25 protein-coding genes are annotated in these 26,885 nt (G+C 75.2%); 22 read left to right on the forward strand and 3 right to left on the reverse strand.

From position 1 onward, the window contains the following. The first annotated feature begins 44 nt into the window (after positions 1-44). From AB0J97_RS45030 to AB0J97_RS45045, 4 genes are all read left to right on the forward strand, one after another. A complete protein-coding gene (locus AB0J97_RS45030) occupies positions 45-1,022 on the forward strand; it encodes an MvdC/MvdD family ATP grasp protein (RefSeq protein WP_364101633.1) in 978 nt (325 codons plus the stop codon). Continuing rightward, on the forward strand, positions 1,019-1,987 hold the full coding sequence (locus AB0J97_RS45035) for a TIGR04500 family putative peptide maturation system protein (RefSeq protein WP_364101636.1): 969 nt from the start codon (positions 1,019-1,021) through the stop codon (positions 1,985-1,987). Before AB0J97_RS45030 ends, AB0J97_RS45035 begins: the two co-directional genes overlap by 4 nt. Positions 1,988-2,131: 144 nt before the next feature. Beyond that, positions 2,132-3,454 (forward strand): SMI1/KNR4 family protein, encoded by a 1,323-nt coding sequence (locus AB0J97_RS45040; RefSeq protein ID WP_364101639.1) that lies wholly within the window; start codon positions 2,132-2,134, stop codon positions 3,452-3,454. A 52-nt stretch (positions 3,455-3,506) separates the two neighbouring features. After that, positions 3,507-4,001, forward strand: coding sequence for a hypothetical protein (locus AB0J97_RS45045; RefSeq protein ID WP_364101642.1), 495 nt, complete (start codon positions 3,507-3,509; stop codon positions 3,999-4,001). A 25-nt stretch (positions 4,002-4,026) separates the two neighbouring features. Here AB0J97_RS45045 and AB0J97_RS45050 read toward each other — a convergent pair whose 3' ends face one another. Both AB0J97_RS45050 and AB0J97_RS45055 read right to left on the reverse strand, forming a co-directional pair. Further along, on the reverse strand, positions 4,027-4,464 hold the full coding sequence (locus AB0J97_RS45050; RefSeq protein ID WP_364101645.1) for a PaaI family thioesterase: 438 nt from the start codon (positions 4,462-4,464) through the stop codon (positions 4,027-4,029). Positions 4,465-4,525: 61 nt separating this feature from the next. Continuing rightward, a complete protein-coding gene (locus tag AB0J97_RS45055) occupies positions 4,526-6,460 on the reverse strand; it encodes a BTAD domain-containing putative transcriptional regulator (protein WP_364101648.1) in 1,935 nt (644 codons plus the stop codon). 78 nt (positions 6,461-6,538) lie between these two features. Here AB0J97_RS45055 and AB0J97_RS45060 point away from each other — a divergent pair, with 78 nt between their 5' ends. The 18 genes from AB0J97_RS45060 to AB0J97_RS45145 all read left to right on the forward strand — a co-directional run bounded on the left by AB0J97_RS45060 (position 6,539) and on the right by AB0J97_RS45145 (position 26,181). Beyond that, positions 6,539-7,411, forward strand: coding sequence for an alpha/beta hydrolase (locus AB0J97_RS45060; protein WP_364101651.1), 873 nt, complete (start codon positions 6,539-6,541; stop codon positions 7,409-7,411). 158 nt (positions 7,412-7,569) lie between these two features. Then, positions 7,570-8,589, forward strand: a complete 1,020-nt coding sequence (locus AB0J97_RS45065) for an oxidoreductase (RefSeq protein WP_357696141.1) — start codon at positions 7,570-7,572, stop codon at positions 8,587-8,589. Next, positions 8,573-9,418: a sugar phosphate isomerase/epimerase family protein gene (locus AB0J97_RS45070; protein ID WP_357696139.1), complete on the forward strand. Its 846-nt coding sequence runs from the start codon at positions 8,573-8,575 to the stop codon at positions 9,416-9,418. Before AB0J97_RS45065 ends, AB0J97_RS45070 begins: the two co-directional genes overlap by 17 nt. Then, the gene (locus tag AB0J97_RS45075; RefSeq protein WP_364101655.1) at positions 9,408-10,694 is read left to right on the forward strand and encodes a M20/M25/M40 family metallo-hydrolase; all 1,287 of its coding nucleotides are present in this window, start codon (positions 9,408-9,410) and stop codon (positions 10,692-10,694) included. Before AB0J97_RS45070 ends, AB0J97_RS45075 begins: the two co-directional genes overlap by 11 nt. Further along, positions 10,691-11,869, forward strand: a complete 1,179-nt coding sequence (locus AB0J97_RS45080) for an Ldh family oxidoreductase (RefSeq protein WP_357696135.1) — start codon at positions 10,691-10,693, stop codon at positions 11,867-11,869. The genes AB0J97_RS45075 and AB0J97_RS45080 overlap by 4 nt, the downstream gene beginning before the upstream one ends. Then, positions 11,866-12,786, forward strand: a complete 921-nt coding sequence (locus AB0J97_RS45085; RefSeq protein ID WP_364101659.1) for a Gfo/Idh/MocA family oxidoreductase — start codon at positions 11,866-11,868, stop codon at positions 12,784-12,786. Before AB0J97_RS45080 ends, AB0J97_RS45085 begins: the two co-directional genes overlap by 4 nt. Then, positions 12,783-13,241 carry a hypothetical protein gene (locus AB0J97_RS45090; protein ID WP_364101662.1) on the forward strand — a complete coding sequence of 153 codons (459 nt, stop codon included), beginning with the start codon at positions 12,783-12,785 and terminating at the stop codon, positions 13,239-13,241. Before AB0J97_RS45085 ends, AB0J97_RS45090 begins: the two co-directional genes overlap by 4 nt. 172 nt (positions 13,242-13,413) lie before the next feature. After that, on the forward strand, positions 13,414-13,941 hold the full coding sequence (locus AB0J97_RS45095; protein ID WP_357696130.1) for an EF-hand domain-containing protein: 528 nt from the start codon (positions 13,414-13,416) through the stop codon (positions 13,939-13,941). A 168-nt stretch (positions 13,942-14,109) separates the two neighbouring features. After that, complete coding sequence (locus AB0J97_RS45100) at positions 14,110-15,312, forward strand: DegT/DnrJ/EryC1/StrS family aminotransferase (RefSeq protein WP_357696128.1); 1,203 nt, start codon at positions 14,110-14,112, stop codon at positions 15,310-15,312. Next, on the forward strand, positions 15,309-16,448 hold the full coding sequence (locus tag AB0J97_RS45105; protein ID WP_364101666.1) for a DegT/DnrJ/EryC1/StrS family aminotransferase: 1,140 nt from the start codon (positions 15,309-15,311) through the stop codon (positions 16,446-16,448). The genes AB0J97_RS45100 and AB0J97_RS45105 overlap by 4 nt, the downstream gene beginning before the upstream one ends. After that, positions 16,445-17,371 carry a UbiA family prenyltransferase gene (locus tag AB0J97_RS45110; protein ID WP_364101669.1) on the forward strand — a complete coding sequence of 309 codons (927 nt, stop codon included), beginning with the start codon at positions 16,445-16,447 and terminating at the stop codon, positions 17,369-17,371. The genes AB0J97_RS45105 and AB0J97_RS45110 overlap by 4 nt, the downstream gene beginning before the upstream one ends. Continuing rightward, the gene (locus AB0J97_RS45115; protein WP_364101672.1) at positions 17,368-18,645 is read left to right on the forward strand and encodes an FAD-dependent oxidoreductase; all 1,278 of its coding nucleotides are present in this window, start codon (positions 17,368-17,370) and stop codon (positions 18,643-18,645) included. Before AB0J97_RS45110 ends, AB0J97_RS45115 begins: the two co-directional genes overlap by 4 nt. Positions 18,646-18,770: 125 nt before the next feature. Then, positions 18,771-20,378 carry a class I adenylate-forming enzyme family protein gene (locus tag AB0J97_RS45120; RefSeq protein WP_364101674.1) on the forward strand — a complete coding sequence of 536 codons (1,608 nt, stop codon included), beginning with the start codon at positions 18,771-18,773 and terminating at the stop codon, positions 20,376-20,378. Continuing rightward, a complete protein-coding gene (locus AB0J97_RS45125) occupies positions 20,375-22,102 on the forward strand; it encodes a CoA transferase (protein WP_364101677.1) in 1,728 nt (575 codons plus the stop codon). The genes AB0J97_RS45120 and AB0J97_RS45125 overlap by 4 nt, the downstream gene beginning before the upstream one ends. Next, positions 22,103-23,764, forward strand: a complete 1,662-nt coding sequence (locus AB0J97_RS45130; protein ID WP_364101680.1) for a fatty acid--CoA ligase family protein — start codon at positions 22,103-22,105, stop codon at positions 23,762-23,764. It abuts the gene before it with no gap. Next, positions 23,761-24,558: a methyltransferase domain-containing protein gene (locus AB0J97_RS45135; protein WP_364101683.1), complete on the forward strand. Its 798-nt coding sequence runs from the start codon at positions 23,761-23,763 to the stop codon at positions 24,556-24,558. The genes AB0J97_RS45130 and AB0J97_RS45135 overlap by 4 nt, the downstream gene beginning before the upstream one ends. Then, positions 24,558-24,986 (forward strand): carboxymuconolactone decarboxylase family protein, encoded by a 429-nt coding sequence (locus AB0J97_RS45140; RefSeq protein ID WP_357696656.1) that lies wholly within the window; start codon positions 24,558-24,560, stop codon positions 24,984-24,986. Before AB0J97_RS45135 ends, AB0J97_RS45140 begins: the two co-directional genes overlap by 1 nt. 25 nt (positions 24,987-25,011) lie before the next feature. Then, positions 25,012-26,181, forward strand: coding sequence for a hypothetical protein (locus AB0J97_RS45145; protein WP_364101686.1), 1,170 nt, complete (start codon positions 25,012-25,014; stop codon positions 26,179-26,181). A gap of 4 nt (positions 26,182-26,185) precedes the next feature. Here the strand turns inward: AB0J97_RS45145 and AB0J97_RS45150 are convergent, their stop codons facing one another. Further along, on the reverse strand, positions 26,186-26,845 hold the full coding sequence (locus AB0J97_RS45150) for an SDR family NAD(P)-dependent oxidoreductase (RefSeq protein ID WP_364101688.1): 660 nt from the start codon (positions 26,843-26,845) through the stop codon (positions 26,186-26,188). Between the last annotated feature and the right edge of the window lie 40 nt (positions 26,846-26,885).

A 26,885-nucleotide genomic window follows, 5' to 3' on the forward strand; every position in this document is an offset into this window, starting at 1 on the left:
CGTGGGAGGGGGCTTGCCCTCCTCCCACGCGGCTGGGGGGACACGTGCTACTGATTCTGAGCGAGCCCGGCGACGCGACCGTGGACCTCGTCCTGCCCAAACTGAAGGCCCGGGGCGCGGACGTCCTGTGGTGGGACCCGGGCGAGTACCCGTCCGCCGCCCGGCTCACCGTCCGGTTCGGCGCGGACGGGGAAGAGCTGGTCCTGACCAGGGACGGGCAGGTCTTCGACCTCTCCACGACGACGGCCGTCTGGACCCGGCGTCCCGGACGCCCGCGCGCCGCCGACGACGTCACCGCCGACGACCTCCGCGAGCGGGGGGCGGAGCTGTCGGAGTGGTTCACGGAAGGCTTCTGGGACCTGCTGGACGCGCGCTGGCTGCCGGCCCGCCAGCCGGCGCTGCGCAGGGCGCACAACAAGCTGGTCCACCTGGCCCTGGCCAGGCGGCTGGGGTTCGACGTGCCGCGGACCGTGGTCACCAACGACCCGTCCGAGCTGGTGCCCGCCTACGAGAACGCGGGCGGGCGGCTGATCGCCAAGGCGATGGAGCACACCAATTTCGCGATCGACGGCGGCGCGCACGCCGTCTACACGACCGTCGTGAACCGGCGGTCGCTCGGCGGCCGGGGGCGCATGGTCCACGAACCGGTCATCCTGCAGCCGTACGTGCCCAAGGCGGTGGAGCTGCGGGCCACCGTGGTCGGACGGCAGGTGTTCACCGCCGAGATCGCCTCCCAGGACTCGCCGCGCACCCGCGACGACTGGCGTCACTACGACTTCGCCCGCGCCCGCCACAGCGTGCACCGGTTGCCCGGCGACGTCGCCCGCCGCTGCGTGGACCTGGTCGCCGCGCTGGGTGTGTCGTTCGGGGCGATCGACCTCATCCTCACCCCCGACGGCCAGTACGTCTTCCTGGAGATCAACCCCAACGGCCAGTGGGCCTGGATCGAAGACCTGACCGGCCTGCCCATCAGCGACGCCATCGCCGACTGGCTCACGGCCGGAGAAACGGACGCGCAATGACTCAGCTCTCCCTCGGCCCGGCCCTCGAAAGCGGCGTGAACCTGCTGCGCGGGCTGGCCCGCCGGCGTTCTGCCGTGGAGGAGGCCCGCCGCACCGCCGCGGCCTGGGCCCAGGCGCACCCGCGGCTCGGCGCCCAGCTCGTGACCAGCCCGCGTCCCGGCTCGCCGGTCGTCGACTACGACCTGCTGATCGACCACCCGTCGGGCGGCACCATCATGCTCGCCGTGCAGGCCGAGGACGGCACGTCCTGGCTGGTGGACCATTCGACCCATTGGGCCGCCGGTTACGTGCTGACCGTGGACGGGACGCACGTGTCGGCGTCCGAGGCGATGCTCATGCTGCGTTCGCTGACGCGTCCCGGGCTGTCGCCGCAGGAGGAACTGGTCCGGTTCTGCGTGCTGCGGAACGCCGCCGAACAGGAGGACGTCGGCCTGGAGGAGGTCCAGGCGGCCGCGGACGGGTTCCGCAGGCGGCGCGGCCTGCTCGGGCACGACGCGATGCTGGAGTGGCTGGACCGGATGGGCATGACCGCCGAGGCGTTCCACGAGCACATGACCATGACCGCCAAGGACCAGCGGTTCCGCGGCCGGATGCGGGCCGAGCTGGCTCCCGCGTACCTGGACCGCCATCGTGACCGGTTCGCCCAGGTACGGGCGGCCTGGGTGCTGTCGGACGCCCCGGTCGAGGCCGCCGAGCTCGACGGTTCCCTGGCCGGACGGTGGGACCTGCGGCTGACCAGGACCCGGACGTTGGCGGGCGAGCTGCCCGAACCGCTGCGGGACGTGCCGGCCGGGGGCGCCGCCGGTCCGGTCCCCTTCGAGGAGGGCTTCCTGACCGGCCAGGTCCTCGAACGACAGGAGGCCGTCGCGGACGCGGTCACCCTGAAGGCCGCCGGCGAGGCCGCCTTCGACGAATGGGTGACCGACGCCGCCCGCGAGGCGCACATCACCTGGCACTGGCTCTGACGCGTCCGGCGCTCGTCTTGGCGGGGTTCGTCCGGTTGGTGTGATTCAGAGGCGTCCGGCGCTCGTCTTGGCGGGATTCGTCCAGTTGGTGTGATTCATCGGGACGTGTCGGTGCCTTCCGATACTGTGCCGCACGTGCGGCGGATGATCACATCTCGGGGCTTATGGTGGGCGCTTTCGGCGGCGGCCGTGGCGGTGACCGCGGCGGTGGCGGCGATCGTGCTCGTCCGCCGTTCCCGAACACCGGAACCGCCGCCGCCGGCGAACCGGCCGGACTCCGCCCGGCCGGTTCCCGAACAGCCGGGCTCTGGGCGGCCAGGCTCTGGGCGGTCAGGCACTGAGGGGCCGGGCACTGAGCGGCCGGGTTCGTCGCGGCCTGGCTCTGAGACGGGCGCCGGGAGCGCGCCGTCGCTGTGGCCGCCCGCCCCCATCCTCGGGACGCCGACGAAGGCGGACGTCGAGCGCTACGCCACCAGATCGGCCACTTTCTTCGACAACCCCGCCCTCGCCGCCTTCTTCGCCGACAGGACGCCCCTCGACGGCGCCACCCGGCGGCGCCTGAACCGGTGGGCCATGGTGGGCCTGGCGATCGTCGTGCTGGCCGGGGCCGCGCAGGCCCTGGAGTCGGCGGTGTTCTCCAAGGGAGGAGACCCCGCGACCGAGGTCGAGAATGTGCCCTGCGCCCCGGCCTACGCGGACGCCGGCGTCCGCTGCGTGACGGACCTCGACCTGGCGGTGGAAAGCGGTTCGGAGCCGGACACCTGGTGGGACCAGGCCGCCGAGCCGGCGCCCGCCGACCAGCAGCCCGCCGAACCCCAGGAACCGCCTTCCGTCCAGGAGATGGTCGACGCCGACTGCCGTCCACGGCCGGCCGAGCCACACGTACGCGAGATCGACCCCAAGGTGACCCGCGCGGTCGACCGGCAGTGGCGGCGGATCGAGACGTGGCTCAAGGCCAACGCCCCCAAGAGCTACCGCACGCTCGGCGCCCCGGGAAAGGCCACGACCATCGCGGTCGCCGAGGCGCAGACGGGCCTGTCGTTCCCCGACGACCTGCGGGCCTCGCTGCTGCGCCACAACGGTTCCGCCATCACCGAGGGCACCTGGCCCTTCGGCTTCCTGGGCAACCGGAACGAGAGCATCCGGGAGATCCGCGACCACTGGCGCGTCCTGTGCGGGATCGACGCCACCGACGACACGGACGACCCCCGCGACGAATGGTGGGACGGACGCATGATCCCCGTCGCCTCCGACGGCTCGGGCGACAGCCTCGTGATCGACTCCGTACGCCGTGACGTCGGCGAGACCGACCAGGAGGGCAGCATGAGCTTCGCCCCCGGCGGCATCCGCATCCGCTCGTACCACGCCCTGCTGAAGGCGACCGCCGACGCCCTGGAGACCGGCGGAACGATCGGCTACATGAAGCCGAAGGCGGTCGCCGGCCAACTGGAGTGGGACGTCCCCTGACCCGCCCGCCGCACCCGTCGACAGCGCCGTGCCCGGGTGTCACGATGCGAGGATGATCGCCCCCCAGGCCGTCGCACCCTCCGCGCGGAGCGTGGCCAGAAGGCTGGTCCTGGCCGGCGCGGCGGGGATCGTCCTCACCGTCGCCCTCGTCGCGTGGGCCGTCCTGATGCCGAACCTCATCCCCTCGGTGGAGGCGCGCTACTGCGGCGAGTACACCGGCTGCATCGGCTACCTCTTCCTGACCTGGGAGTACGGCCGGTGGGTCGCGCTGGTCGCCGCCTGGCCGCTGCTCCACCTGCTCCGCGTACGCCCGGCGTGGCCGGCCGCCCTGATGGCCGCGCTGTACCTGGTGGCCATCTGGCAGGTGGCGCTGCTGCTCATGCCGGCCGACTTCGTCATCGGCTTCTACCTCATCCTCCTCAGCGGCGTGATCGCCTTCCCCGCGGCGGCCTGGACGACCATGCCGCACCTGCCGCGCGCCGTCCGGTTCGTCACCGCCGGCGTCGCCCTGGCGCTCTACGCCGTCACCTGGCCGCTCGCCGGGTGACGCCCGGCCGGACACGAAGAGCCCGTCAGCCCGTCGTCCGGACCATGGCGGTCGCGGTCGCCGTGGCGACGGTCCTGCCGTCGGGGTCGAGGAGCTCGCCGGCGAGGAAGCACACGTCCTTGCCGCGCCTGACCACGCGCCCCCGCCCGACGAGCCGCCCGGGCCGCGCGGGACGCAGGAACTGCACCTGCAGGTCGAGGGTCAGCGCGAACTGATCCTCCGGCAGCGTCGCCACCAGCGCGGGCCCCATCGTGTCGTCGAGCATCGCGGCCAGGAAGCCGCCCTGAACCACGCCGACCGGGTTGGCGAACCGCTCGCCCGCCTGGAACGCCACCTCGATCGTGCCCGCCTCCGGATCGACCTCGACGAGCTCCCAGCCGAGCAGCGCCGCCGCGGGCGGCGGCGGAACCTTGCCCGCCAGCATGTCCCAGAACATCCCACGCCTGCCCGCGTCCGCCGTCATGCCTTCCATTGAACAGCCCGCCACCGACAGACCGGCGGCCATGGCGTGGTGAGGCAGGAAATCAGGTGCCGAGGGCGGTGAGGAAGTCGGCGACCGGGCCCAGCGTGATCAGGCCGCTGCCGGCTCCGGCCAGCTCCGCCGCGGCGGGGGTGAGGGCCTCGCGGGCGCGGGCCGCCGTCCGCCGGTCGCCGACCGCGACCGCGGCCCGCGCGACCAGGCACCACATGGCCTCGAACAGCAGGTCCCGGGGCGGCTCCGGGACCAGGCCGACCGCCTCGGCAGCCTGGGCGCCCCGCCCCTCGTCCAGCAGGACGAGCGGCCGCACCCACGGCTCGTACGGCCCCCACTCCACGGGTTCCCCGCCGAGGACGGGCAGGCCGTGCCGCACCCGTACGGACAGCAGCGCCAGCGGCAGCAGCCCCTGTCGCAACCCCGGCATCCCGACGTCGTCCAGCCGCGCGGCGGCCACCCGGTAGGCCGCCTCCTCCTCGGCCGCGGGAACCCGCCCGGAGGCCGCCCCCCGCAACACCCGGTACCACTCGGTGAACACGCTGACCAGCGGCAGCTCGTTCCGTTCCGCCAGCCGGTCGGCGGCGTCCGCGTGCCGGTCGGCGGTCCCGAAGTCGCCGAGCGCCCCACGCGCCTGGACGCGGACGAGATGCCCCAGCACCTCGAACGTGACCAGCCCGTGCCGCGACGACAAGGCGACCAGCTCGGCCCCGATCCCGTCCCGGTAGGGGGCCAGCCCCGCCCGCTCGAACGCCTGCATGAACACCCCGTTGAGCGCGAACGCCAGCAGCGCCGGGTCGTCCAGGCGGCGGGCGATCCGCTCGGCCTCGGCGGCGGCCCGCCGTCCCCGGGCCGAACGGGTGCCGCGCGACTCGACGGCGATCGTGGCCAGCAGCCGCGCCCGGGCCGCCTCGGGGGCGCCGGGCGGCAGGGCGTCCAGGGCGCGTTCGGCCGCGACGACGACCTGGGACGCCTGCTCGGGGTCGTCCGACCGGGTCCAGACGGCCGGCACGTCGTAGGTGCCGATCACCCGGGCCGTCAGCTCCGGATCGCCCAGTTCCTCGGCCGCCTCGATGGCCGCCGTACGATGCCCGCGCGCCGCCTCCAGGCCGCCGCCCCCGGTCACCGCGAGGTTGCGCAGCAGGCCGACCGTCGACTCCAGCCGCGCCCGGGCCCCGGCCCCCACCGTGCGGTCGTACGCCTCGGCCGCCTGCGCCCACACCCGGGCCGTGGCGTCGGCGGGGGCCGCGAGCCCGCGGTCCTGGTGCAGGATGTCCGACTCCAGGCGGCGCAGCCGGGGCCCGGGGTCCACGCCGAGCTGCTCGACGAGGAGCGTCCGCGCCCGGCGCAGCACGGCCAGCGCGTCCCCCTGGCGCCCGGTGCGGTAGAGGGCGAGGGCGAGCAGCCGCCAGGCGTCCTCGCGCCAGGGGTGCTCAGCGACGTGCGAGTCCAGGTCGGGGACCGCCTCCGCGGCCCGGCCCAGTGCCAGTTGCGCCTCGGCCCGGCGTTCGACGGCGTGCAGCCGCAGCTCGGTCAGGCGGGCACGTTCGGCGCGCGCCCAGTCCTCGTCGGCGAACTCGGCGTAGGCGGGGCCGCGCCACCAGCCGAGCGCCTCCTCCAGCCGGGCCGGTTCCGGGGGGCCGCCGGTCACGGCCTGCTCGAAGCGCCAGGCGTCCACGGCGTCGGGGGCGGCGCGCAGGGCGTACCCGGGGCCCTCGGTGACCAGCAGCCGGGCGGGGGCGCGCGGCGGGCGTCCAGGTTCGAGCGCCCGGCGCAGGGCGGCCACGAACGTGCGCACCGCGCCCACCGCGTCCGGCGGCGGATCGTCCCACAGGTCCTCGACCAGCCGCGTCACCGGGACGACGCGGCGCCGGGCGACGATCAGGCGGGCCAGCACGGCGCGATGCCGCGGCCCCTTCAGCGGGATCGGCTCGCCCTCGTCGTCCCAGGCCACCACGGGCCCCAGCACCCCGAACACGCCCCCCATCCTTTCTGCTCACCGGATGCTCATCCGCCCCCGGCACGCTGGGAACCGACCCGGTCACCCACGAAGGAGGGCACCATCATGAACATCCCCGGATTCGACCACCGCCGTGTCGCCGTCGCCGACGGCGTCACGATCCACGCGGCCGTCGGCGGCTCGGGCAGCCCGATCGTCCTGCTGCACGGCTTCCCGCAGACCCACCTGATGTGGCGGCACGTCGCCGCCGACCTCGCCGCCGACCATACCGTCATCTGCCCCGACCTGCGCGGTTACGGCGCCAGCGACAAACCGGCCGAGACCGGCCCGTCCGTCTACTCCAAGCGGACCATGGCCGCCGACGTCGTGGCCCTGGCCGGGGCGCTCGGTCACGAGCGCTTCGCCCTGGCCGGGCACGACCGCGGCGCCCTGGTCGCCTTCCGCGCCGGCCTCGACCACCCGGCCGCGATCACCCACCTGGCCTGCCTCGACGTGCTGCCGACCCTCGACATGTGGGACGTCATGCGCGGCGTCACCGCCGCCGTCGGCTTCCACCTCTACCTCATGGCCCAGCCGCCCGGCCTGCCCGAGCAGCTCATCGGCGCGAGCCCGGACGCCTTCTTCGGCCACTTCCTCGACCTGTGGATCAACGACCCGGCGGCCGTCCCGGCCGAGGTACGGGCCGTGTACCTGGACGCCTGCCGGGCCGCCGTCCCGTCGATCGTGGCCGACTGCCGGGCCTCGGCCGGGATCGACGTCGAGCACGACCGCGCCGACCTGGCGGCGGGCAACCGGCTGCGCATGCCGGTGACCGTGCTCCAGCAGGACTGGGGCGCCGCCCTGGGCTACGACGCCGCGGCGCTGTGGCGGGCCTGGGCACCCGACCTGCGGCACGACACGGTCACCTGCGGACATTTCATGGCCGAGGAGTCTCCCGCCGAGATCGCGCGGGCGCTGCGCGACCTCGTGTCCCGGTAGCCGGTCGTGCTGGTCAGAGCCGATAGTCGTAACTTAAAGTAATTGACATGTCACGGTAAGTTATTCGACAATGGCAGCGCCAAATGAGGTCGTCCTTCCAGTGAGAAAAGTACGGGCCGGAAAGCCGAGCACGCGACGGAGTAGAGGCGCTCTCCAGCATGTTGCACGCATTCATCGTCGGGATGGGCAGATCCGGCGCAGGGCTGCATCTGCCCTCCCTGGCCAAGGTGCGCGAGGCGGCCCCCGGGCTGCTGGCGCCCGGCCCGGTCGTCGTCCTCGACCCCCTCCTGCCGCCCGGCGGCGTACGGGGAGCCGTGCCGGCCGGGTCGCCCGAGGAGGCCGCCGCGCTCGCGCCCCCCGACCGGACCGTCGTGCACCTGTGCACCCCGCCGCACGTCAGAGCCGGGATGCTGGCCCGGCTGGCGCCGCTCGGCTACCGCAAGTTCATCGTGGAGAAGCCGCTCGCCCTCGACCTGGTCGGGCTGGCGGCCGTGGCCCGGGTGCGCCGGCGCTGGAACCTCGACCTCACGGTCGCCACCCACTGGCTCGACAGCACGCTCACCGGCCGGCTCCGGGCGGCGATGCACGCCGAGGAGTTCGGCCCGCTGAGGCAGATCCGGGTCGTGCAGAACAAGCCCAGGTTCACCCGGAGCGCCGCGCGTCCCGACGCCACCACGGCCTTCGACATCGAGGTGCCGCACGCGCTCGCCGTGGTGCTCAGCCTGGCCGGCGGCGCCCGGATCTCCGAGGCGTCCTGGGAGGACATGGTCACCGAACGCCACCGCCTGCCCCGGCTCGGACGGGCCAGGCTGCGGCTCGACCACTATTCCGGCGTGCGCACGGAGATCGACTCCGACCTGACCTCACCCGTACGGGAGCGGCGCATCACTCTGCACTTCGAGCGGGGCACGCTCACCGGCCACTACCCGTGCAGCGACGCCGACCACACCGCCCAGCTCAGGGTGGCCACGGCCGAGGGCGAGCGCCGTTCGGTGTTCGCCGACGACGCCCTGCCCGCCTTCCTGCTGGCCGCCTACCGGCGCTACGCCCGCGCCCGCTGCTCGCCCGGCGCGCTGCCCGTCCAGGTCGACGCCGTGCGGCTGCTCACCGAGGCCAAGCACCTGTGCGCGGCGCACGAGCCCGGGCCTGAGGAGGCGCCGCGTGCAGGCACCACCTGAGCTGGCCGGCATCGGCGACGAGGCCGCCCCCGACCTCGACGGCCAGCTGGCCGCCGTGGGGGAGCTGGGCTGGAACCGGCTGGAGCTGCGCACGATCGACGGCGTGCCGGTGGCCGGGCTCGGCGAGGCGGCGTTCCTGCGCGCGGCGCGGCGGCTGCGCGATGCGCGGGCCGAGGTCGTCGCGGTCGCCTCGAAGATCGGCGACTGGTCGCGGCCCGTGACCGGCGACTTCGCGCTCGACCTCGCCGAGCTCGACGTGCTGGCACGCCGCTGCCCGGCGCTGGGGACGCGGCTGGTGCGGATCATGTCCTTCCCCTCGGGCGGGCTGGCCGAGCCCGAGTGGGGGCGGCGGGTCCGCGACCGGCTGCGCGAGCTGGCCCGCCGGGCCGAGGACGCCGGCCTGCTGCTGGTCCACGAGAACTGCGCCGGCTGGGCGGGCGACCGCGCCGACCGCATGCTGGACCTGGTGACCGGGATCGGCAGCCCGGCGCTGCGGCTGCTGTTCGACATCGGCAACGGCGTCGCCCACGGCTACCCGGCGGCCCCGATGTTGCGGGAGGTCGTCCCGTACGTCGCGCACGTCCACGTCAAGGACGCCGTCACCGGCCCCGGCGGCGAGGTCGTCTACGTGCTGCCCGGCGAGGGACGCGCGGGCGTCGCCGAGTGCCTGCGCCTGCTGTCCGCCCACGGCTACACCGGCGCCCTGTCCATCGAGCCGCACCTGCGGCTGCGCCCCCACCTCGACGACCCGGGCCGCGGCGACCAGGCCGCGTTCGTCCGGTACGGGCGGGCGCTGGAACGGCTGGTGGGGCAGGTCGATGGACGTTGACGCCGTGCCCCTCGACGCGGCGGAGCGCGACCTGCTGCTGAGGCTGCTGCGGCTGCCCACGGCGGGCCCGCTGGAGACCGGGCCGGCCGGTCCGCGCCCGCGGCTGCGCCAGGCCCAGGACGAGTACGCGCGGGCCGCCGCGCCGCTCGGTTTCCGCACCGTACGGCACACCTGCGTGCGCCCGGCCGAGCTGCACCGCGCCGACGTCCCCGCGCCCGTGCGCGAGGCCCTGGACCTGCCCGGCTTCCTGGACGCCCAGCCCAGCCTGGTGCTCCGGCTGGGCCCCGGCCTGCCGACGTCCCGCACGGTGATGTTCAACGTGCATCTCGACACGGTCGCCGGCCTTCAGGCGGCCAGGTTCGACGGCGAGCGGTTCCACGGCCGCGGCGCGATCGACGCCAAGGGCCCGGCCGTCGCGCTGCTGGCCGGGCTGCGGGCGGCGCGCGCCCGCCGGCCGGCCATCGGGCGCGAGGTCGGCGTGCTGATCCAGGCCGTGGCGGGCGAGGAGGGCGGGGCCATGGGCGTGCTCGGCACCCGCCCGCTCGTCGAACGCGGCTACGTCGGGCGGCTCAACGTCTTCTGCGAGCCCACCGGCGTACGGTTCCTGCCGCGCAGCACGGCCGCCGCCACCGCCCGGATCGTGGTGGACGGCGAGCACGCCGTGGACGACCGGCCGGCCGCCGGGCACAACGCCACGGTCCTGCTCGGCTTCCTGGCCCAGCACCTGGCCAGGGCGCTCGACCCGGACACCGTGTGTGTGGCGGGCCTGCACACCGGCACCCGCCACAACCAGGTGTACGGCCGCGGCTCCCTCCTGCTCAACCTGCCCTACGCCACCCCCGCCACCGGACGGCGCCTGGAACAGGACCTCACCCGCGCCCTGGACGACGGCCTCGCGGCCTTCACGGCGGCCTTCGGCGGCACCGCCCTGTTCGCCAGGACCGCCCGCGACGCCAGGGCCGTCACCCGGCTGGAGTGGCGCAAGCGCGGCCTGCCCGTGCTCGACGACCGCGACGCGTGGGGGCACGCGCTCCTGCGCGACCGGGCCGGGATCCCGCCCTGGCCCGCCGGCGAGCCGGCGTTCACCTGCGACGCCATCTGGATGGCGGGCGTCGAGGACGCCTGCACGGTCGTCCTGGGGCCGGGCGACCTGGCCGGCAACAACGCCCATGCCGAAGGGGAGTTCGCGCGGGCCGACGAACTCGCCGGGTTCGCCGCCGCCGTGGCCCGCCTGATGATCGCCTTCACCGACGACAGGATTGGACGAGGAGCATGAACCCCACTGCCTCACCCGCGACGGACGCACCGCCCGCGCATCCGTACCCGCCGGTCCCGAGGGCCGCACCGCGACAGGAGCGGGCGGCCGTACGGGTGCGCCACGACGACCTGCTGGACTTCGTCGCCGCCGTGTTCACCACCCGCGGCCTGGCCCCCGAACGCGCCCGCGAGGCCGCCGCCGCACTGTGTTACGGCGACCTCGTCGGCATGACCTCCCACGGGCTGGCCAACCTGACCCGGCTCTACCTGCCGCTGCTCGACGAGGGGCGGGTCGACCCGCTGGCCGAGCCGTCCGTGCTGGCCGACCGGGGCGCGGCCGTGCTCCTCGACGCCGGTCGCGCGCTGGGCCTGTGGGCCGCCGGCCTGGCCATGGAGATCGCCGCCGGGCGGGCCTCGACGTACGGCGTCGGCCTGGTCTCCGTACGCGGGGGCACCCACCTGGGCTGCGCCGGCCACCACGCGCTGCGCGCGGTCGAGTACGGCATGGTCGGCGTCATCGCCAGCAACTGCGGCCGCCAGCGCATCGCCAGACCGCCGGGGGGCGCGGTGGCGATGCTGGGCACCAACCCGATCAGCGTCGCCGCCCCCGCCGGCGGGCATCCGCCGTTCGTGCTGGACATGAGCACCACCGCCATGCCCACCGGACGGGTCAGGCAGGCCGCGCGGCACGGCGACGAGCTGCCCGAAGGGGTGCTGGCCGACGAGGACGGCGCTCCCGTGACCGACGCCGCGGCCTTCGACGAGGGACGGGCTCACCTGCTCTGGCTCGGCGGCGAGGCGGGGCAGTACAAGGGCTTCGGGCTGGGGGTGGCGGTCGAGGTGCTGGCCGCGCTGGTGCCGGGCGCGGGCCTCGGCGCCCACCCCGACGCGTACGACGGCGACGGCGGCCCGAGCGGGCGCGACGACGACATCGGCTTCCTCGCCCTGGCGATCGCGCCGGGGGTGCTGCGCGAGGGCCTGGAGGGCGACGCGGCCACGCTGTTCGGCGCGTTGCTCGGCTGCCCGCCCGCCGGCTCCGGCCTGCCGGTGAGCTATCCCGGCTGGCACGAGCATCGCCGGGCCGAGGAGCACCGGCGCTCGGGCGTCCCGCTCGGCGCCGACCTGTACGACGAGCTGGCCGCCCTCGCCGCCGCCACCGGACTCGACGCCCCCGCCCTGGTGGTGGAGCGGTGAGCGCCCGGCTGCGGGTCGCCGTCATCGGGCTCGGCGTGATCTCGCGGTTCTACCTGGCGGCCCTGCACGCCTCGCCCGGCCTGCGGCTGGTCGCGGTCTGCGACACCGACCCGCGCGCCCTGGAGGGTCACCGCGTCCCCGCCTACCGCGACCATCTGCGGCTGCTCGACGAGGAACGGCCCGACGCCGTCGTGGTCACCGTCCCCAACGACCTGCACGCCCGGGTCTGCGCCGACGCGCTGGCGCGGCGGATCCCGGTCTGCGTGGAGAAGCCGCTCGCCCTCGACGCCGCGCAGGGCAGGCGGCTCACGGACCTGGCCACCGGCTCGGACGTGCCGCTGTTCACCGCCTTCCACCGCCGCTACAACTCCGCCGTCGGACGGCTGCGCGCCGCGTGCGCGGGCGCCCGCGTCGAGGAGCTGACCGTGCGCTACCTGGAACGCATCGAGGACCACGCGGGCGGCGACTCCTGGTACCTGGACGCACGGCGCTGCGGCGGCGGCTGCGTCGCCGACAACGGGCCCAACGCGTTCGACCTGGTCGACCTGCTGCTCGGCCCGGCGCACGTCGTCTCCGCGCACGTCGACCGGGACGCCGCGGGGGTCGACCGGCAGGCGGACGTCGAGCTGCGCGCGGGCGCGGCCCGCGCCCGGATCCTGCTCGACTGGTCCTACCCGGGCGAGCGCAAGGACCTGGAGCTGCGCCTGGCCGACGGCCGCGCCCTGTACGCCGACATGCTGGCCGGCCACGCGGGCTTCAAGAACTCCCTGTGGCACGAGTACGAGGGCGTGCTGGCCGCGTTCGAACGCTGCGTGCGCTACGGCACCCCCGACGGCGAGGGCGGCCTGCCCGCCCTGCGCTTCGTCGAGGACGTCTACCGCCTGGAGAAGGCCGGCGCCGGACGGGGGGCCGCGTGAACCCCGACGAGGACGGCCCCAAGATCGCGGTCACCGGGACGCTGCTGAAGGTGCTGGTGCACCGCAGGCAGGACCGCGGCATGCTGCTCGAACCGCACGCCAGCCGGTGCGTGCGCGCCGGCGAGGTGCACGAGCTGGTGGCCACCGACCACACCGAGACCGACGCGGGGGCCAGGATCGACCGGGTCGCCTTCCTGGGGTTCGCCGAGATCGTCGCGGCCGGCGTGCTGGACCGCGGCGACGAGGTGTGGATCGGCGGACGCCGGGTCGGGGTGCTGCTCGGCTTCGACGGCTGCCACCTGCCCAACCACTACAACGTGCTGATCCATGCCGACCCCGCGGCCACCGGCCGCGAGCTGGGCCTCATGCCGGGCGAGCCGCTGGTGTTCAGCCAGCCCCTGCCCGGCGACCCTGAGGAGGGTGGGGCCCGCGTGTTCCGCTGGCCGCTGCTCTAGAGAGTTTCGATTACTTTCCGTGACCTCTGGTTTACCAATAGTCACACAGGGTAATCTGTTGATTGCGCACAGTAGTGGGAATCGCTCGTTTCGGACTCCCACTAGAGGTCGCGTCCCTCCCCCCGATGATCCCCACGACGGCGGGCGGGCGCGTGTCACGAAAGGACAGACAATGGCTGCGGGCACCAAGACGACCAGCCGGCTGGAAGAGCGCTTCCGCCTCTGGGACAACGACGGCTCCGGCGCGATCGAGCGCTCCGACTTCGAGAACGAGGCCGACGGCATCATCGAGGGCCTGGGCGTGCAGGGGACGCCACAGGCGCAGCAGCTGAAGCAGGCGTACCTGGCCATGTTCGACCACCTCGCCGGGGCGGTGGGCGCGTCCAGGCTCAACCAGGAGCAGTTCGTCCGGGCTGCCGAACAGGAGATCATCAGCCGCGGCGACGCCGGCTTCGCCCAGGTCGTGCGCCCGACCATCCAGGCGATCGTCAACGTCCTCGACCGCGACGACGACGGGGAGGTCGACTCCTCCGAGATGGCCAAGTGGTTCTCGGCCATCGGCCTCGACGGCCACGTCGCCGACGAGGCGTTCCGGCAGATGGACACCGACGGCACCGGCAGACTGTCCGTCTCCGAGCTGGTCGACGCCGTCCGCGACTACCACCTCGGCAAGAACGACATCCCTCTGCTCGGCAGGTGACCTAGGCCGGAGCAGGCCGAAGGGTCGCCCAGAGCCGCTGTCTCCGGGGCGGCTCTGCCGAGAGGGCCGTCCGGGGGCCGTGTGTCCCCGGGCGGCTCCGCCCGAAGGGGGCCGTCCGGGGCCGCATCCCCGGGCGGCCCCGCCCACCACCGCACCAGGACGGGAACCTTGGAGACAACACTCTCTCCGCCCGGGGGATCACCGCCCCGCGCCGCCGCTCCCATCCCCTTCTTCTCCCAGGCGGCGACGTTCGACCGGCTGTGGAAGGAGATCCGCACCGGCTGCGTCGACGTGCTGGACCGCGGCAAGTTCTCCCACGGCGCGAAGGTCGCCGAGCTCGAACGACGGCTCGCCCTGTGGACCGGCGCCACGCACGTCGTCGGCGTCAACTCCGGCACCGACGCGCTGGTGCTGCTGCTGCGCGCGGCCGGTCTGCGTCCCGGTGACGAGGTCGTGGTGCCCGCCTACAGCTTCATCGCCACCGCCAGTTCCGTCGTGCTGGCCGGCGGCGTGCCGGTCTTCGCCGACATCGAGGAGCGCGGCCACGGCGTCGACCCGGCCTCCGTCGACGCCGTGGCCGGGCCGCGCACCCGCATGGTCATGCCGGCGCATCTGTTCGACCGCCTGGCCGACCTGCGGGGCGTGTGCGAGGTGGCCCGGCGGCGCGGCCTGACCGTGCTGGAGGACAGCGCCGAGGCCATCGGCATGCGCCTCGACGGCACGCACGCCGGGCTCGTCGGGGCGGGCGGCGTCCTGTCGTTCTTCCCCTCCAAGACCCTCGGGGCCATCGGCGACGCCGGAGCGCTGCTCACCGACGACGACGACATCGCCGACACCGCGCGGGCGCTGCGCCACCACGGCCGCGGCGGCCGCACCCTCGACCACTTCCCGGGCATCGCCAACCCCACCGTCCTGCCCGGCTGCAACAGCAAGATGGACGACCTCCAGGCCGCCGTCCTGCTGGCCAAGCTCGCCAGGCTCGACGCCGACATCGCCCGCAGGTCCGAGCTGGCCACCCGCTACGACGTCCGGCTGCGCGACCTGCCCGGCGTGCTGGCCGTGCCGGGCGCGGTGCCGCCGCACCCGGGCGGCAACCGGGTCTGCTACGTCTACCTCGTCGAGGTCGAGTCCCGCGACGCCCTGGCGGCGCACCTGGCCGCCGCGGGCATCGGCACCGAGATCTACTACCCGCTCCCACTGCACCTGCAGCCCTGCTTCTCCCACCTCGGCCACGTCCGGGGCGACTTCCCGAGGGCGGAGGCGGCCTGCGAGCGCGCGCTCGCCCTGCCGCTCTACCCCGATCTGTCCGACGCCGAGGCCGACCGGGTGTGCGACGAGATCGTGGGCTTCTACCGAGGACGGCGCGCATGAGCCGGGTGCCCTTCTTCGCCGCCGACCTCTTCGAGGACGACCGCGCGACCCTGCTCAGGACGGTCTACGCCGTCGGCACCGGCGACGCCCAGAAGTTCATCCTGGGCGAGCACACCGCCCGCCTGGAACGCGAGCTGCGCGGCCGGCTCGGCGCGGCCGACGTCGTGGCCTGCTCCAGCGGCACCTCCGCGCTCACCCTGCTGCTCGCCGCCATGGACGTGGGCCCCGGCGACGAGGTCGTGGTGCCCGCCTTCGGCTGCGCCCCGCTGGCCGCCACCGTCGTCGGCGCCGGAGCGCGGCCGGTCTTCGCCGACATCGACCCCGTGACGCTGACCGCCGACCCCGCCGCGGCCGAGTCGCTGGTCACCGTGCGCACCAAGGCGGTGATGCCCGCCCACATGTTCTCCGTGATGGCCGACATGCCGCGCTTCCGCGACCTGGCCGACCGGCACGGCCTGCGGCTGGTCGAGGACTCCGCGCTGGCCCAGGGCGGCACGCTGGGCGGGCGGCCGGCCGGGCGGTGGGGGGACGCGGGCGTCTACTCGTTCGTGCAGGTCAAGACGTTCGGCATGCCGGGGGAGGGCGGCGTGGTGATCACCGACGACCCGGCGCTGGCGGCGCACGTACGGGTGCTGCGCAACCACGGGCAGGACGCCGCGCGGCGCTTCCACCACCACCGTGTCGGCTACAACAGCCGCTTCGACGAGGTGATGGCGGCCTTCCAGCTCCACCGGCTCACCGGCCTGGACGACCGCCTGTCGCGCCGGGCCGAGATCGCCTCCTATTACTCCCGCCGTTTCGCGCCCCTGGTGGAACGCGGGATCGTGGCACCGCCCGTCGGAGGGGACGGGCGGTTCCACTACGTCTACACCGTGCTCACCGAGCGCCGGGACGCGCTGGCGGCCCACCTGGCCGCCCGCGACATCGCGACCCACGTCTACTACCCGCGCCCGCTGCCCGCCCAGCCGGCCTTCACCCGGTTCGCGCCGCCCGGCGCGTCCTGGCCGGTGGCCGAGTCGGCCGCCCGGCGCAACCTGTCGCTGCCGCTGCATCCGCGGCTCGCCGACGCCGAGGTCGAACGGATCGCCGACGCGGTCTGCGCCTTCGCCCACGGCTCCCCGCAGGAGAACCCATGACCGACCAGGTGGTCACCCGCGGCCTCGGGCCCTACGCGCGGCTGGCCAAGCTCGACATCTACGACTACTACCTGGGCCTGCCGCTGGTGTGGTCGCTGCTGCCGGCGGCCGGGCGGTGGCAGCCGTACGCGGTCGGCCTGCTGCTGGCCGTGCTCATCGCCGAGGCGGTCGTGGTGGCCGCGATGGTCGGGTTCGACGACATCACCGGCCACCGCGACGGCAGCGACGCGGCCAACTACTCCTCCGACGCGGCCCGGCGCAGGCTGGCCCGCAAACCGCTGGTCGCCGGCACGCTCACCGAGCCGCAGGCGCTGCGGTTCGCCTGGACGGCCACCGCGATCAGCGTCGTGCTCTGGGCCGCGGTGGTGGCCGCCGCCCCGTACCGGCCCGCGTGGGTGGTCGTGACGGCGGCGGCGTGCGTGGTCGCGGCCGTGCAGTACTCGTGGGGGCTCAAGCTCAGCTACCGGGGGTTCCAGGAGCTGTTCCTCGTCGGGCTCGGCGTGGGGTGGGTGCTGGTGCCGTACGGGCTGCTGACGGGGCAGGCCGGCGGGTTCGTGGCGGTGCAAGCGGTGCTGTTCGGCCTCGGGCCGATGATCTTCGGTCTGTACTCCAACACCAACGACGCCCGGGGGGACCGGGAGGCCGGGCGGTTCACCGTCGCGGCCCGGACGTCCCCGCGGGTCAACGCGGCCTTCGTCACCGCGGTGACCGCGGCCGAGAGCCTGGTGGTCGGATGGGCGGTGGCCGCCGGGGTCGCGCCCGGGTGGTTCCTGGGCGTGCTCGTGCCGCTGGTCTCCCTTCGCGTGGCGCAGCTCGTGATCGGGTTCGTCCGCGGGGACGTCCTGCGGGCCCGGCGCGTGGCGATCCGCACCCACCGGGTCACCGTCGGCGTGCTGATCCTGGCCAACCTGGTCCTGGCATGAACGTGGACGTCGCGGTGGTGGGGGCCGGGCCGGCGGGCCTCGCGACCGCGTACGCGCTGGACCGGGCCGGGTTCGCGGTCCGCGTCCTGGAGGCGGCCGAGGAGGTGGGCGGGCGGATGCGCACCCTGCGGGCGCGCGGCTGCCTGATCGACACCGGCGCCGAGATGTTGCCGTCGGCCGACGGCTATCCGGCCACCTGGCGGCTGATCAAGGCGGTCGGCCTCGACGCGGCGGCCGTGCCGAGGGTGCGCGACGCCGTCGGCGTGTGGCGGGACGGGCGGGTCCACCCGCACGTGGGCCGCCCGCTCGGGCTGCTCACCGGCGCGGGCCTGCCGCCGCGCGCCCGGCTCGACCTGGCGCGCCTCCTGCTCCGCCTGGCCCGCCACCGCCCCGACCCCGCCGCCACCGTCGCCGACCTGATCCGGAAATACCATCCCGACCTGCGCGGATTCCTCATCGAGCCGCTGGTCGCCGGGTTCTTCGGCTGGGACGCCGGGCGCTCGTCCGCCGCCGTGTTCGCCGAGCACCTGACGACCGCCGGGAGCACGAACACCTGGCACACCTACCGCGACGGCATGGACACCCTGGCCCGGGTCCTCGCCGCCGGGCTCGACGTGGTCACCGGGCACGAGGTGACGGGCGTGGTCACGTGCCCGGGTGGGGTGCGGCTGGACTCGCCGCGGGGGAGCGTGACCGCGCGGGCGGCGGTCCTGGCCGTTCCCGCGCCGGTGGCGGCCCGCCTGCACCCCGGCGCCCCGCCGGAGGAGCGCGCGTACCTGGAGGCGTGCACGTACGCGCCCATGCTCCGGCTCAGTCTCGTGCTCTCCCGGCCGGCGGCGCCGGGCTGGCGCGGGTTCGCCACGCTGGTGCCCGCGGTCGAGGACCCCGTGCTCAACGTGATCACCGTGGACCATCACAAGCACCCCGGCCGCGCTCCCGCCGGCACCGGGTTGATCTCGCTCATCACCTCGCCGCGGGGCACCGCCGCGCTGATGGGCGAGAGCGACGAGAAGATCGCCGACCAGCTCGTCGGGCGCGCCGAACGGTTCGTCCCCGGCCTGGCCTGCCGGGTGGCCCGCTTCCACGTGCACCGGTTCCCGTACGGGCTGCCGGAGGCGACGCCGCGCGCGCTGGCGTTGCGGACGGCGTTCGAGGGGCGTCAGGGATCGGCGGTCGACTACGCGGGCGACTGGGTCTCCCTGCGGCCGTGCAGCGAGGGCGCGGTCGCCGCGGCGGAACGGGCCGCCGCTCGGGTGCTCACCCGCCTGTCATAGACACCGCTCGTCACGGACAACCGCTCGTCACGGACAACCGCTCGCCACAGACAACCGCCCGCCATAGACACCGCCCGTCATCGGCGCCCGCCCGCCAAGACGCCGCCTGTCATGGACGTACGCGCATGGAGAGAATGCAGATGGCCTTCTTCACCCGGCCCATCGAGTTGGGCACCCTTTTCGACGACCTCGCCGAGCGCGGGCGCAGGACCGGCGTGCATCTGAGCCGCCCCCTGGACATCGCCCCCCATCTCGGCACCGATCTCGAAATCTCGGACCTGGCGGAGCTGGTCCGGGAGGCCGCCGGCTGGCTGGCCGCCGCCGGCGCGCGTCGCGGCAACCGGGTCGCCATCGTCAAGCGCAACCACTGGGACTACGTGCTGCTGTCCTGCGCCGCCGCGCGCATCGGGGCGGTGCCCGCCACCCTGTCCGCGCACCTGGCGCCCGACGTGCTGGAGATCCTGCTGAAACGGCTGGAGCCCGCGCTCCTCGTCACCGACTCCGCCCTCGCCGCCCTGCCCGGCGTGGCCTGGCAGGCGCCCCGCGTCCTGGTCGTCGACGGCCCGGCGGAGGGGCTGCTGTCCCTGGACGACGTCCGCGGCTGGGCCGTGCCGCCGGTGCACCGGCCCGCGCTGGACGACCCGCTGGCCGTCATGCACACCTCGGGGACGACCGGCGTGCCCAAGCTCGTCGTGCACTCCACCCGTACGCTGCTGCGCCGCCTGGCCGGGTTCGAGGCCCACCGGTGGCCGGTGCTGGGCAGCCGACCCGACGACGTCGTGGCCGGCGCCATGTCCTTCGCCCACGGGCGGGCGCTGGCCTGGACCGCGAGCGTGTTGTGGCTGGGCCCCGCCAAGCTGCTGGCCGTCTCCGCCCCCGGCTGGGACGAGGCCGGCCCGTTCCTGGCCCGCCACCGGCCCACGACGCTGGAGGCGCTGCCGGCCACGTACGTGCGATGGCAGCGGCGGACGCTCGGCGACGGCGGCCCGTTCGCGCGGGTACGCCTGTTCGTCAGCACGTTCGACGCCATGCACCCGCCGACCGTACGAGCCTTCCTGGACGCCACCCGGCACCGGCGGCCGGTGTGGATGCAGGGCTGGGGGCAGAGCGAGACCGGGCCGCTGACCTTCCGCCTGCTCACCCGCAGGTCCCTGGCCGACGGCGACACCCGGCACCCGACCACGCGCGACCTCGGACGCCCGGTGCCCACGCGCACCCGGCTGCGGGTGGTGGACCGCGAGACGCTGCGTCCGGTGCCGCGCGGCGCGAGCGGCCTGGTGGTCTGCCGGACCAAGGCCCTGTGCCTGGGGTACGTCGGGGAGCAGGAACGCTGGCTGGGCAAGCGGCTCGGACAGTGGTGGCACACCGGCGACCTGGGGGCGATCGGCCGTACCGGGCGGGTGCGGTTCGTGGACCGGGAGACCGACACGATCCCGGGCGTGAGCTGCGTCGAGCTGGAGGACGTGATCGACGACCGGCTGCCCGGCGTGCTGGAGTGCGTGATCCTGGGCGTTCCCGGACGGCCTTCCGTGCCGGTCGTGGTCACCGAGGACGGCACGCTCGACCGCGACGCGTGGCGGCGGGCCGTCGCCGACCTGCCCGAGCTGGCCGACCCCGTGGTGATCACCTGGGATCAGGTCCCCCGCACCGGTACGGGCAAGGTCCGCAGGACGGCGCTGCGCGAACTGCTGGGCGAGACCCCGGACACGTACGGCACAGGGCGTTGGACGTGACGCCGGGGCCGCGGGCCGCCGGAGAGCGGGACGTGGCCGCCTGGCCGCTGGCGGGGGTGGTCGTGCGGGCACGGGGCGAGTCGGTCGCGCTGCGGGTGGCCGTCCAGCGGTTGTACGCGCTGGGCTGCGAGGTCCGGTTCGACGACGCGCCGCCGCCGGCCGGGGCCCCCGCCGGGTGGCTGGGGGTCGCGTCCGCTCCGTTCGGCATGCCGGGGGAGGCGCTGCCGGAGTGCGGGATCGGCTGGTCGGGGCCGGTGGGCGTGCCGATGGCGGGCGAGCGCGACGTGCAGGCGGCCTGCGGGATCGCCCACGTGCACGGGCGGGCCACCGGCGGGCCACGGGCGCTGCGGCTGGACTACGCGTCGGTGTGCGCGGGGGTGCTCACCGCCCAGGCGCTCACGGCGGTCCTGCTCGCGCTGCTGCGCGGCGGGCCCGCCCTGGCGGCGCGCACGTCCGTCGCGCAGGCGGCGCTGCTCGCGCTCACCCAGTACATCGCCGTCGCCACCTGCGAGCGATCCGACCCGCCCGTCCTCGGTACGCCGGGGCGCACGGCGTGCTCGGGGGAGGGGCGGGTGCCGCCGTTCCGGTCGGCGGACGGGGTGCCGTTCGAGATCGAGACGTTCGACGCGGAGCGCTGGCGGCTGTTCTGGGCCGCGCTGGACGCCGAGCCGAAGGCCGTGGCGGCGGGCTGGCCGCCGTTCCAGCAGCGGTTCGCGACGGCGACCTGCACGTTGCCGCCGGCGCTGGGCGAGACCGCCGCCGCCGCCCGGTATCGGGACGTCGTGGCGGCCGCGGCGGAGGCCGGGGTCAGCGTGCTCCCCGTCCGGGACGCGGACGCGCCGCTGGCGCCCTCGCCCGCCTCCCCGTGGCGGCTGCGCGAGCTGACCGGCGTCGCAGGGGAACCGTCCGGGTTGCCGCCGCTCGCGCGGGACGCCCGGGGCCCGCTGGCCGGGCTGCTCGTCGTGGAGTCCACCAACCGGGTGCAGGGGCCGCTCGCCGGGCACGTGCTCGGGCTGCTCGGCGCGGACGTCGTACGGCTGGAGCCGCCCGGCGGGGACCCGCTGCGCGGCGTGCCGCCGATGGCGGGGCCGACCTCGGCCCGGTTCCTCGCGCTCAACCGGGGCAAACGTGCCCTCGAAGCCGACCTCAAGTCCGGCGCGGGCCGCCGGGCCGCCGTACGCCTGATCGCCTGCGCGCACGTGTTCCTGCACAACTGGCCCCCCGGACGGGCCGGCGCGTACGGGCTGGACCACGAGGACCTCGCGCCCGTCCGGCCGTCCCTGGTGTACGCGCAGGCCGGGGGTTGGGCCGAGGCGCTGCCTCCGCCGCAGCCCATGGGCACCGACTACCTGGTGCAGGCGTACAGCGGGGTGGCGGCGCTGCTGGCCGGACCAGGCGAGCGGCCCGCGCCGTCCATGATGACGCTCACCGACGTGCTGGGCGCGCTCATCAGCGCCGAGGCCGTCGTCGCCGCCCTGGTGGCCCGTGCCCGCAGCGGCGCCGGGGTGCGCGCGGCCACGGCGCTCATCGACGCGGCCCGCCTCCTGCGCGCCACCCCGCCGGGGAGGGCTCCGGCCGGTCCGCGGGTCACCCCCGTGACGGATCTGGCCGCCATGGCCGACGACCCCGCCTTCGACGGCGTGCTCGACCGCACCCCCCAAGCCGCCTACAGCCGTGCCCCCTGGACTTTCGTGCCAGCCCACCGACACGAGGAGGCCCTCTGAATGCGTACCGACCCCCTGCCCTGGACGTCCGCCAACGGGATCGTCCTGGCCGACCGCGTACCCAGGAGCGTGCGCGCGGAATGGACCGCCCGCGGCCTGTGCCCCGACCTGGACCTGTACAGCCTGTTCAGCCGGCACGTACGGCGGACGCCGGAGCGTGAGGCGGTCGCCGACGAGACCGGCTCGCTCGACTTCGCCGCCCTGGACGCCCGCGTGCGCCGGGCCGCCGCCGCCCTGACCGCCGCCGGGCGTGGGCCGGCCGACATCGTCGCCGTCCTGCTGCCCAACGGGCGCGACGCGGTGGTGGCCGAACTGGCGGTGGCCGCCGTCGGCGCGGTGGCCCTGCCGATCCCGCACACGCGGGGGCAGCGCGACATCACGAGCCTGCTGAACCGCTCCCGGGCGGCCGCGCTGATCACCGTGCCCGAGCTGGCCCTGGGGCTGCGGGCCGGGCTGCCGTACCTGGAGCAGACGTGGACGTTCGGCGCGCCCACGCCGGGCACCCGCTCGCTCGACCAGGTGGACGAGCAGGACGTGCGCGCGTGGCGGCCCGCGTGCCCGCCCGCCGAGTGGCCCGCCCGCATCCTGCTCTCCTCCGGCACCGAGTCCGAGCCGAAGATGGTCGCCTACTCCCACAACGCCATGGCCGGCGGCCGGGGCGCCTACCTGCGGGCCGTGCTGGGCGAGGACGGGCCCACCCGCAACCTGCTGCTGGTCTCCCTGGCCTCCTCGTACGGCTCCTGCGGCACCTCCGTCCTGCTGGCCCGCCACGGCGGCACCCTCGTCCTGCGCGCCCGCTTCGACGCCGCCGACGCGTTGCGCGCCGTCGAGCGGCACCGCCCCACCCACCTGTACGGCGTCCCGACGATGTTGCGCCGCATGGCCGACTCGGCCGCCGAGGCCGACCTGTCGTCGCTGCGCCGCGTCGTCACCAGCGCCCAGCCCCTGCACGGCGAGGCCAGGCAGGCGTGCGCCCGCCGCTTCGGCGTGCCGCTGGTCAACGTGTACGGCTCCACCGACGGCGTCAACTGCCACACCGGCCGCGCCCCGGACCGGTGGGCCCCCGGCCTGGCCGGAACCCCGGACCCGGCCGTGGCCGAGATCACGATCCGGGACGCCGAAGGGCATCCGGCGCCGCCGGGCGAGGCGGGCGAGATCTGGGCGCTGGGCCCGATGACCCCCCTGTGCTACGTCGCCGCCCCCGACCTGGACGACCGCTACCGCGCCCCCGGCGGCTGGGTGCGCACCGGAGACCTGGGCCGTCTCGACCCCGACGGCACGCTCTGGGTGCTCGACCGGATCAAGCGCGTCGTGATGCGCGGCGGCCTCAGCATCTCCCCGGCCGAGGTCGAACGCGAGCTCAGCGCCCATCCCGACGTCGCCGACGCCTTCTGCGTCCCGGTGCCGGACGACGACCTGGGGGAGCGCATGTGCGCCTGCGTGTCGCCCCGGCCGGGCGCGAGACCGCCGTCCCCGGCCGAGCTGATCGTCTACCTGCGCGAGGAACGCGGGCTGGACCGGCGCAAGCTCCCCGAACGCTTCCTCTGGCTGCCCGAACTGCCGCTCGGCCCGACCGGCAAGGTGTGCGCCGCCACCCTCGCCCGCCTGGCCGCGCAGTCGGCGGTGCCCGTCCCCCGCAGCCCGATGAGGAGCAGCCGATGAGCCGGACGGCCTACATGTTCGGCGACCGCCGCGACCACGTCGCCGAGCAGCACCGGTGCCTGGAGCAGGCTTATGACCCGATGACCCTGGAACGCCTGGCCGAAGCGGGCGTCGGCCCCGGCATGCGGTGCCTGGAGGTGGGCGCGGGCGGCGGCAGCGTGGCCGAGTGGCTGGCCCGTCGCGTCGGGTCCGCCGGGAGCGTGCTGGCCACCGACATCGAGCCCGCCTTCGAGCCCATCGCCCCCGGGCTGGAGGTGGTCCGGCACGACATCGTCCGCGACCCGCTGCCGGAGGGCGCGTTCGACGTGGTGCACGCGCGGCTGGTGCTGCTGCTCCTGCCCGAGCGGCTGGCCGTGCTCGACCGGCTGGTGCGCGCGCTCAGGCCGGGCGGCGTGCTGCAGCTCGACGAGTTCGACATCACGTACGGCCCGGGGCTGCTGATGCCCGGACCGGGCGCGGCCGAGCTCTACGACACGTTCATGCGGGCCAAGATCCGCGTGATGACGCGCGCCGGGGTGGACGTCGCCTGGGGACGTCACGCGGCGGACGCGATGCGGCGGGCCGGGCTGACCGGCGTCGACCCCAGGCCCCGGGTCGAGCTGTGGGACGCGCGCTCGCCGGGGGCGCGGCTGGTCGCCCACCACACCAGGCACCTGCGCGACCGGTTCGCCGAGGAGGGCCTGACCGACCGGCAGCTCGCCGACGTGCGCGCCCTGCTGGCCCATCCGGACTTCCGCGCCACGTCGTGCGTGATCTACTCCGTGCAGGGCCGCCGCCCCCTGGAGGCGTCGTGATGCGCATCGACCTGTACGGCGCCACGCCCGGCGTGCACTCCGCGATGGCCCGCTTCGACGCCGCCGCGAGCCGGGAGCTGGATCCGGCGCTCGCCGAGCTCGTCCGGGTGCGCGCCTCGCAGCTCAACGGCTGCACGGTCTGCCTCGGCATGCACACCCGCCGCGCCCTGGAGGCGGGCGAGGACGAGGAACGCCTGCGCACCCTCGCCCTCTGGCGCGACAGCACCCTGTTCACCGGGCCCGAACGCGCGGCGCTGGCGCTCACCGAGTCGATGACCAGGATCGACGAGGCGGGGGTGCCGGAGGAGGTGTTCGACGCGGCCCGCGAGCACTTCGACGAGACCCGGCTGGCCCACCTGCTGTGGACGATCGCCGCCATCAACGTCTGGAACCGGGTGGCGATCGCCGCCGGTCCGCCTGCCGGGTAGGCGGCCGCTGTGGCACGATCGGAACATGCGATCCCGTACGGAGGTGGCCTTAGCGGGCCTGATCGTGCTCACGCTGACCGGCGCCTGCGCCGACCCGGCGACCCGGCGGGTGTCCCTGGTGAACGCCCCGTCCGCGCCCCCGTCGTCCAGCCTGGCACCGGCGATGCCCCTCGTGGACACGGGTTCCCCGACGTCGCCGGGGTCGACCCCCTCGCCGTCGTCCTTCCGGCCGCCGCCGTTGGTCCCGGCGACCTCCCTGGCCGAGCCCATGGCGACGGGCAGGCGCCTGACGGCGACCGGGCCGCCGCGCTTCTTCGTCACCGCCAGGACGCCGATCTTCTCCTTCGCGGACTCGTCCAAGACGGCGCACGCCACGCCGGTGCCGCCCGCCGTGAACGACGCCGTGACGGGCGCCTTCGTGGCGGCCGTGCCGCTGCCGCCCGGGGTGCGCTCCTCCTGGCACCTCGTCGCCGCCGCCCCCGACAACCGCACGTTCGTGCTGGCCGGATGGACGGGGCAGGACACGCCCCTGCGGCTCTTCCGCATCCGTCTCGACGAGAGGGGACGGCCCGGCGAGCCGGAGCTCGTGCCCGCCCTGGAACCCGAGCCCGACCAGGTGACCGCGATGGCGCTCAGCCAGGACGCCACCAGGCTCGCCTACACCGTCACGCTCATCGGCGGCGGGACCAAGGTGGCGGTCCTCGAACTGGCCACCGGGCGGCGGCGCGACTGGGTCACCCGCGAGAACACCCACGTCATGGGCCTGGCCTGGGCCCCGGACGGGCGGCGACTGGCCACGGCGAGGCTCCCAGGGGGCGTCAGCGTGCTCGACCTGGGGAACGAGGGCTCCGATCTGGTCGCCGCGTCGCGGCCGGTCACGCCGGACAGGGCGGTGTGGATCCCCGAGTCGGTGGCCTTCACCCCGGACGGGGACGCATTGCTCTACTCCACCGGTCACGACGTCGAGCGGGTCCCGGTGGGGGGTGGGCGGCCACAGGTGGTGGCGCGGCTGACCCTGCCGCGGGGGGCCTCGGCGGGCCTCCACTTCAGTGTCGACGGGACCGGCGGGCAACTGCTGTACACGTACGGATGGCGGGCGCACCGGGTCGACCTCGCCGACGGGTCCACCACGTCCGTGGGGATCGACGCGGGGAAGCGCTCGGGCGAGGGCGAGTCGCCGGTCGTCGCCTGGTGAGGGGTCAGGCGCCGAGGTGCTGGGCCTCGTGTTCCCACTGGGCGCGGGGCTGGGTGTGCAGGCGCCAGTAGTGCTCGGCGATGTCGTCGGGGTCGAAGTCGGTGCCCGGGGCGACCGCTCCGGCCACGGTGACGCTGGCCACGTGGACGCCGTCCGCGCCGTACTCCTGGTCGAGCAACGTCACCAGGGTCCGCACGCCGGCCTTGCCCAGTGACAGGCTCACGTACGTCGGCTTGGGGGACGGCATGCCGCCCGTGACGATGAACGTGCCGCCGCCGCGCCGCGCCATCCCCGGCGCCACGTGGGCGGCGGCGGTGAGCGCGCCGACGACGTTGACCGCGTACGCGTCGAGCTGGGCCCGCGCCGTCAGCTCACCCGGCCGGTCGGCCTGGATGATCGCGGCGTTGTAGACCACGACGTCGGGCGGGCCCAGTTCGGCCGCCGCCTTGTCGAGCGCGGCGCGCAACGCGTCCTCGTCGGTGCTGTCGGCCACCGCCGTGGCGACCGGCACGCCGTACGTGGACAGGGCCGCCGCCGCGGCCTCCACGGTCCGCGCGCTCCGCGCGACCAGGCCGACCGGCAACCCCTCGGCGGCGAACCGGCGCGCCACCGCCTGCCCGATCCCCGGCCCCGCCCCGATGATCACTGCTCCGGACACCTTCATCTCCCATCTGCATTGGCGACAATGGGCACGATAAAGGGTC

The organism is Nonomuraea sp. NPDC049607 (assembly GCF_040675375.1).
Classification (GTDB): domain Bacteria; phylum Actinomycetota; class Actinomycetes; order Streptosporangiales; family Streptosporangiaceae; genus Nonomuraea.

Coding starts and splice junctions, on each gene's coding strand:
- AB0J97_RS45035 (WP_364101636.1), top strand. CDS start 1,019: ATGACTCAGCTCTCCCTCGGCCCGGCCCTCGAAAGCGGCGTGAACCTG.
- AB0J97_RS45040 (WP_364101639.1), top strand. CDS start 2,132: ATGATCACATCTCGGGGCTTATGGTGGGCGCTTTCGGCGGCGGCCGTG.
- AB0J97_RS45045 (WP_364101642.1), top strand. CDS start 3,507: ATGATCGCCCCCCAGGCCGTCGCACCCTCCGCGCGGAGCGTGGCCAGA.
- AB0J97_RS45050 (WP_364101645.1), bottom strand. CDS start 4,464: ATGACGGCGGACGCGGGCAGGCGTGGGATGTTCTGGGACATGCTGGCG.
- AB0J97_RS45055 (WP_364101648.1), bottom strand. CDS start 6,460: ATGGGGGGCGTGTTCGGGGTGCTGGGGCCCGTGGTGGCCTGGGACGAC.
- AB0J97_RS45060 (WP_364101651.1), top strand. CDS start 6,539: ATGAACATCCCCGGATTCGACCACCGCCGTGTCGCCGTCGCCGACGGC.
- AB0J97_RS45065 (WP_357696141.1), top strand. CDS start 7,570: ATGTTGCACGCATTCATCGTCGGGATGGGCAGATCCGGCGCAGGGCTG.
- AB0J97_RS45075 (WP_364101655.1), top strand. CDS start 9,408: ATGGACGTTGACGCCGTGCCCCTCGACGCGGCGGAGCGCGACCTGCTG.
- AB0J97_RS45080 (WP_357696135.1), top strand. CDS start 10,691: ATGAACCCCACTGCCTCACCCGCGACGGACGCACCGCCCGCGCATCCG.
- AB0J97_RS45095 (WP_357696130.1), top strand. CDS start 13,414: ATGGCTGCGGGCACCAAGACGACCAGCCGGCTGGAAGAGCGCTTCCGC.
- AB0J97_RS45105 (WP_364101666.1), top strand. CDS start 15,309: ATGAGCCGGGTGCCCTTCTTCGCCGCCGACCTCTTCGAGGACGACCGC.
- AB0J97_RS45110 (WP_364101669.1), top strand. CDS start 16,445: ATGACCGACCAGGTGGTCACCCGCGGCCTCGGGCCCTACGCGCGGCTG.
- AB0J97_RS45115 (WP_364101672.1), top strand. CDS start 17,368: ATGAACGTGGACGTCGCGGTGGTGGGGGCCGGGCCGGCGGGCCTCGCG.
- AB0J97_RS45120 (WP_364101674.1), top strand. CDS start 18,771: ATGGAGAGAATGCAGATGGCCTTCTTCACCCGGCCCATCGAGTTGGGC.
- AB0J97_RS45130 (WP_364101680.1), top strand. CDS start 22,103: ATGCGTACCGACCCCCTGCCCTGGACGTCCGCCAACGGGATCGTCCTG.
- AB0J97_RS45135 (WP_364101683.1), top strand. CDS start 23,761: ATGAGCCGGACGGCCTACATGTTCGGCGACCGCCGCGACCACGTCGCC.
- AB0J97_RS45140 (WP_357696656.1), top strand. CDS start 24,558: ATGCGCATCGACCTGTACGGCGCCACGCCCGGCGTGCACTCCGCGATG.
- AB0J97_RS45145 (WP_364101686.1), top strand. CDS start 25,012: ATGCGATCCCGTACGGAGGTGGCCTTAGCGGGCCTGATCGTGCTCACG.
- AB0J97_RS45150 (WP_364101688.1), bottom strand. CDS start 26,845: ATGAAGGTGTCCGGAGCAGTGATCATCGGGGCGGGGCCGGGGATCGGG.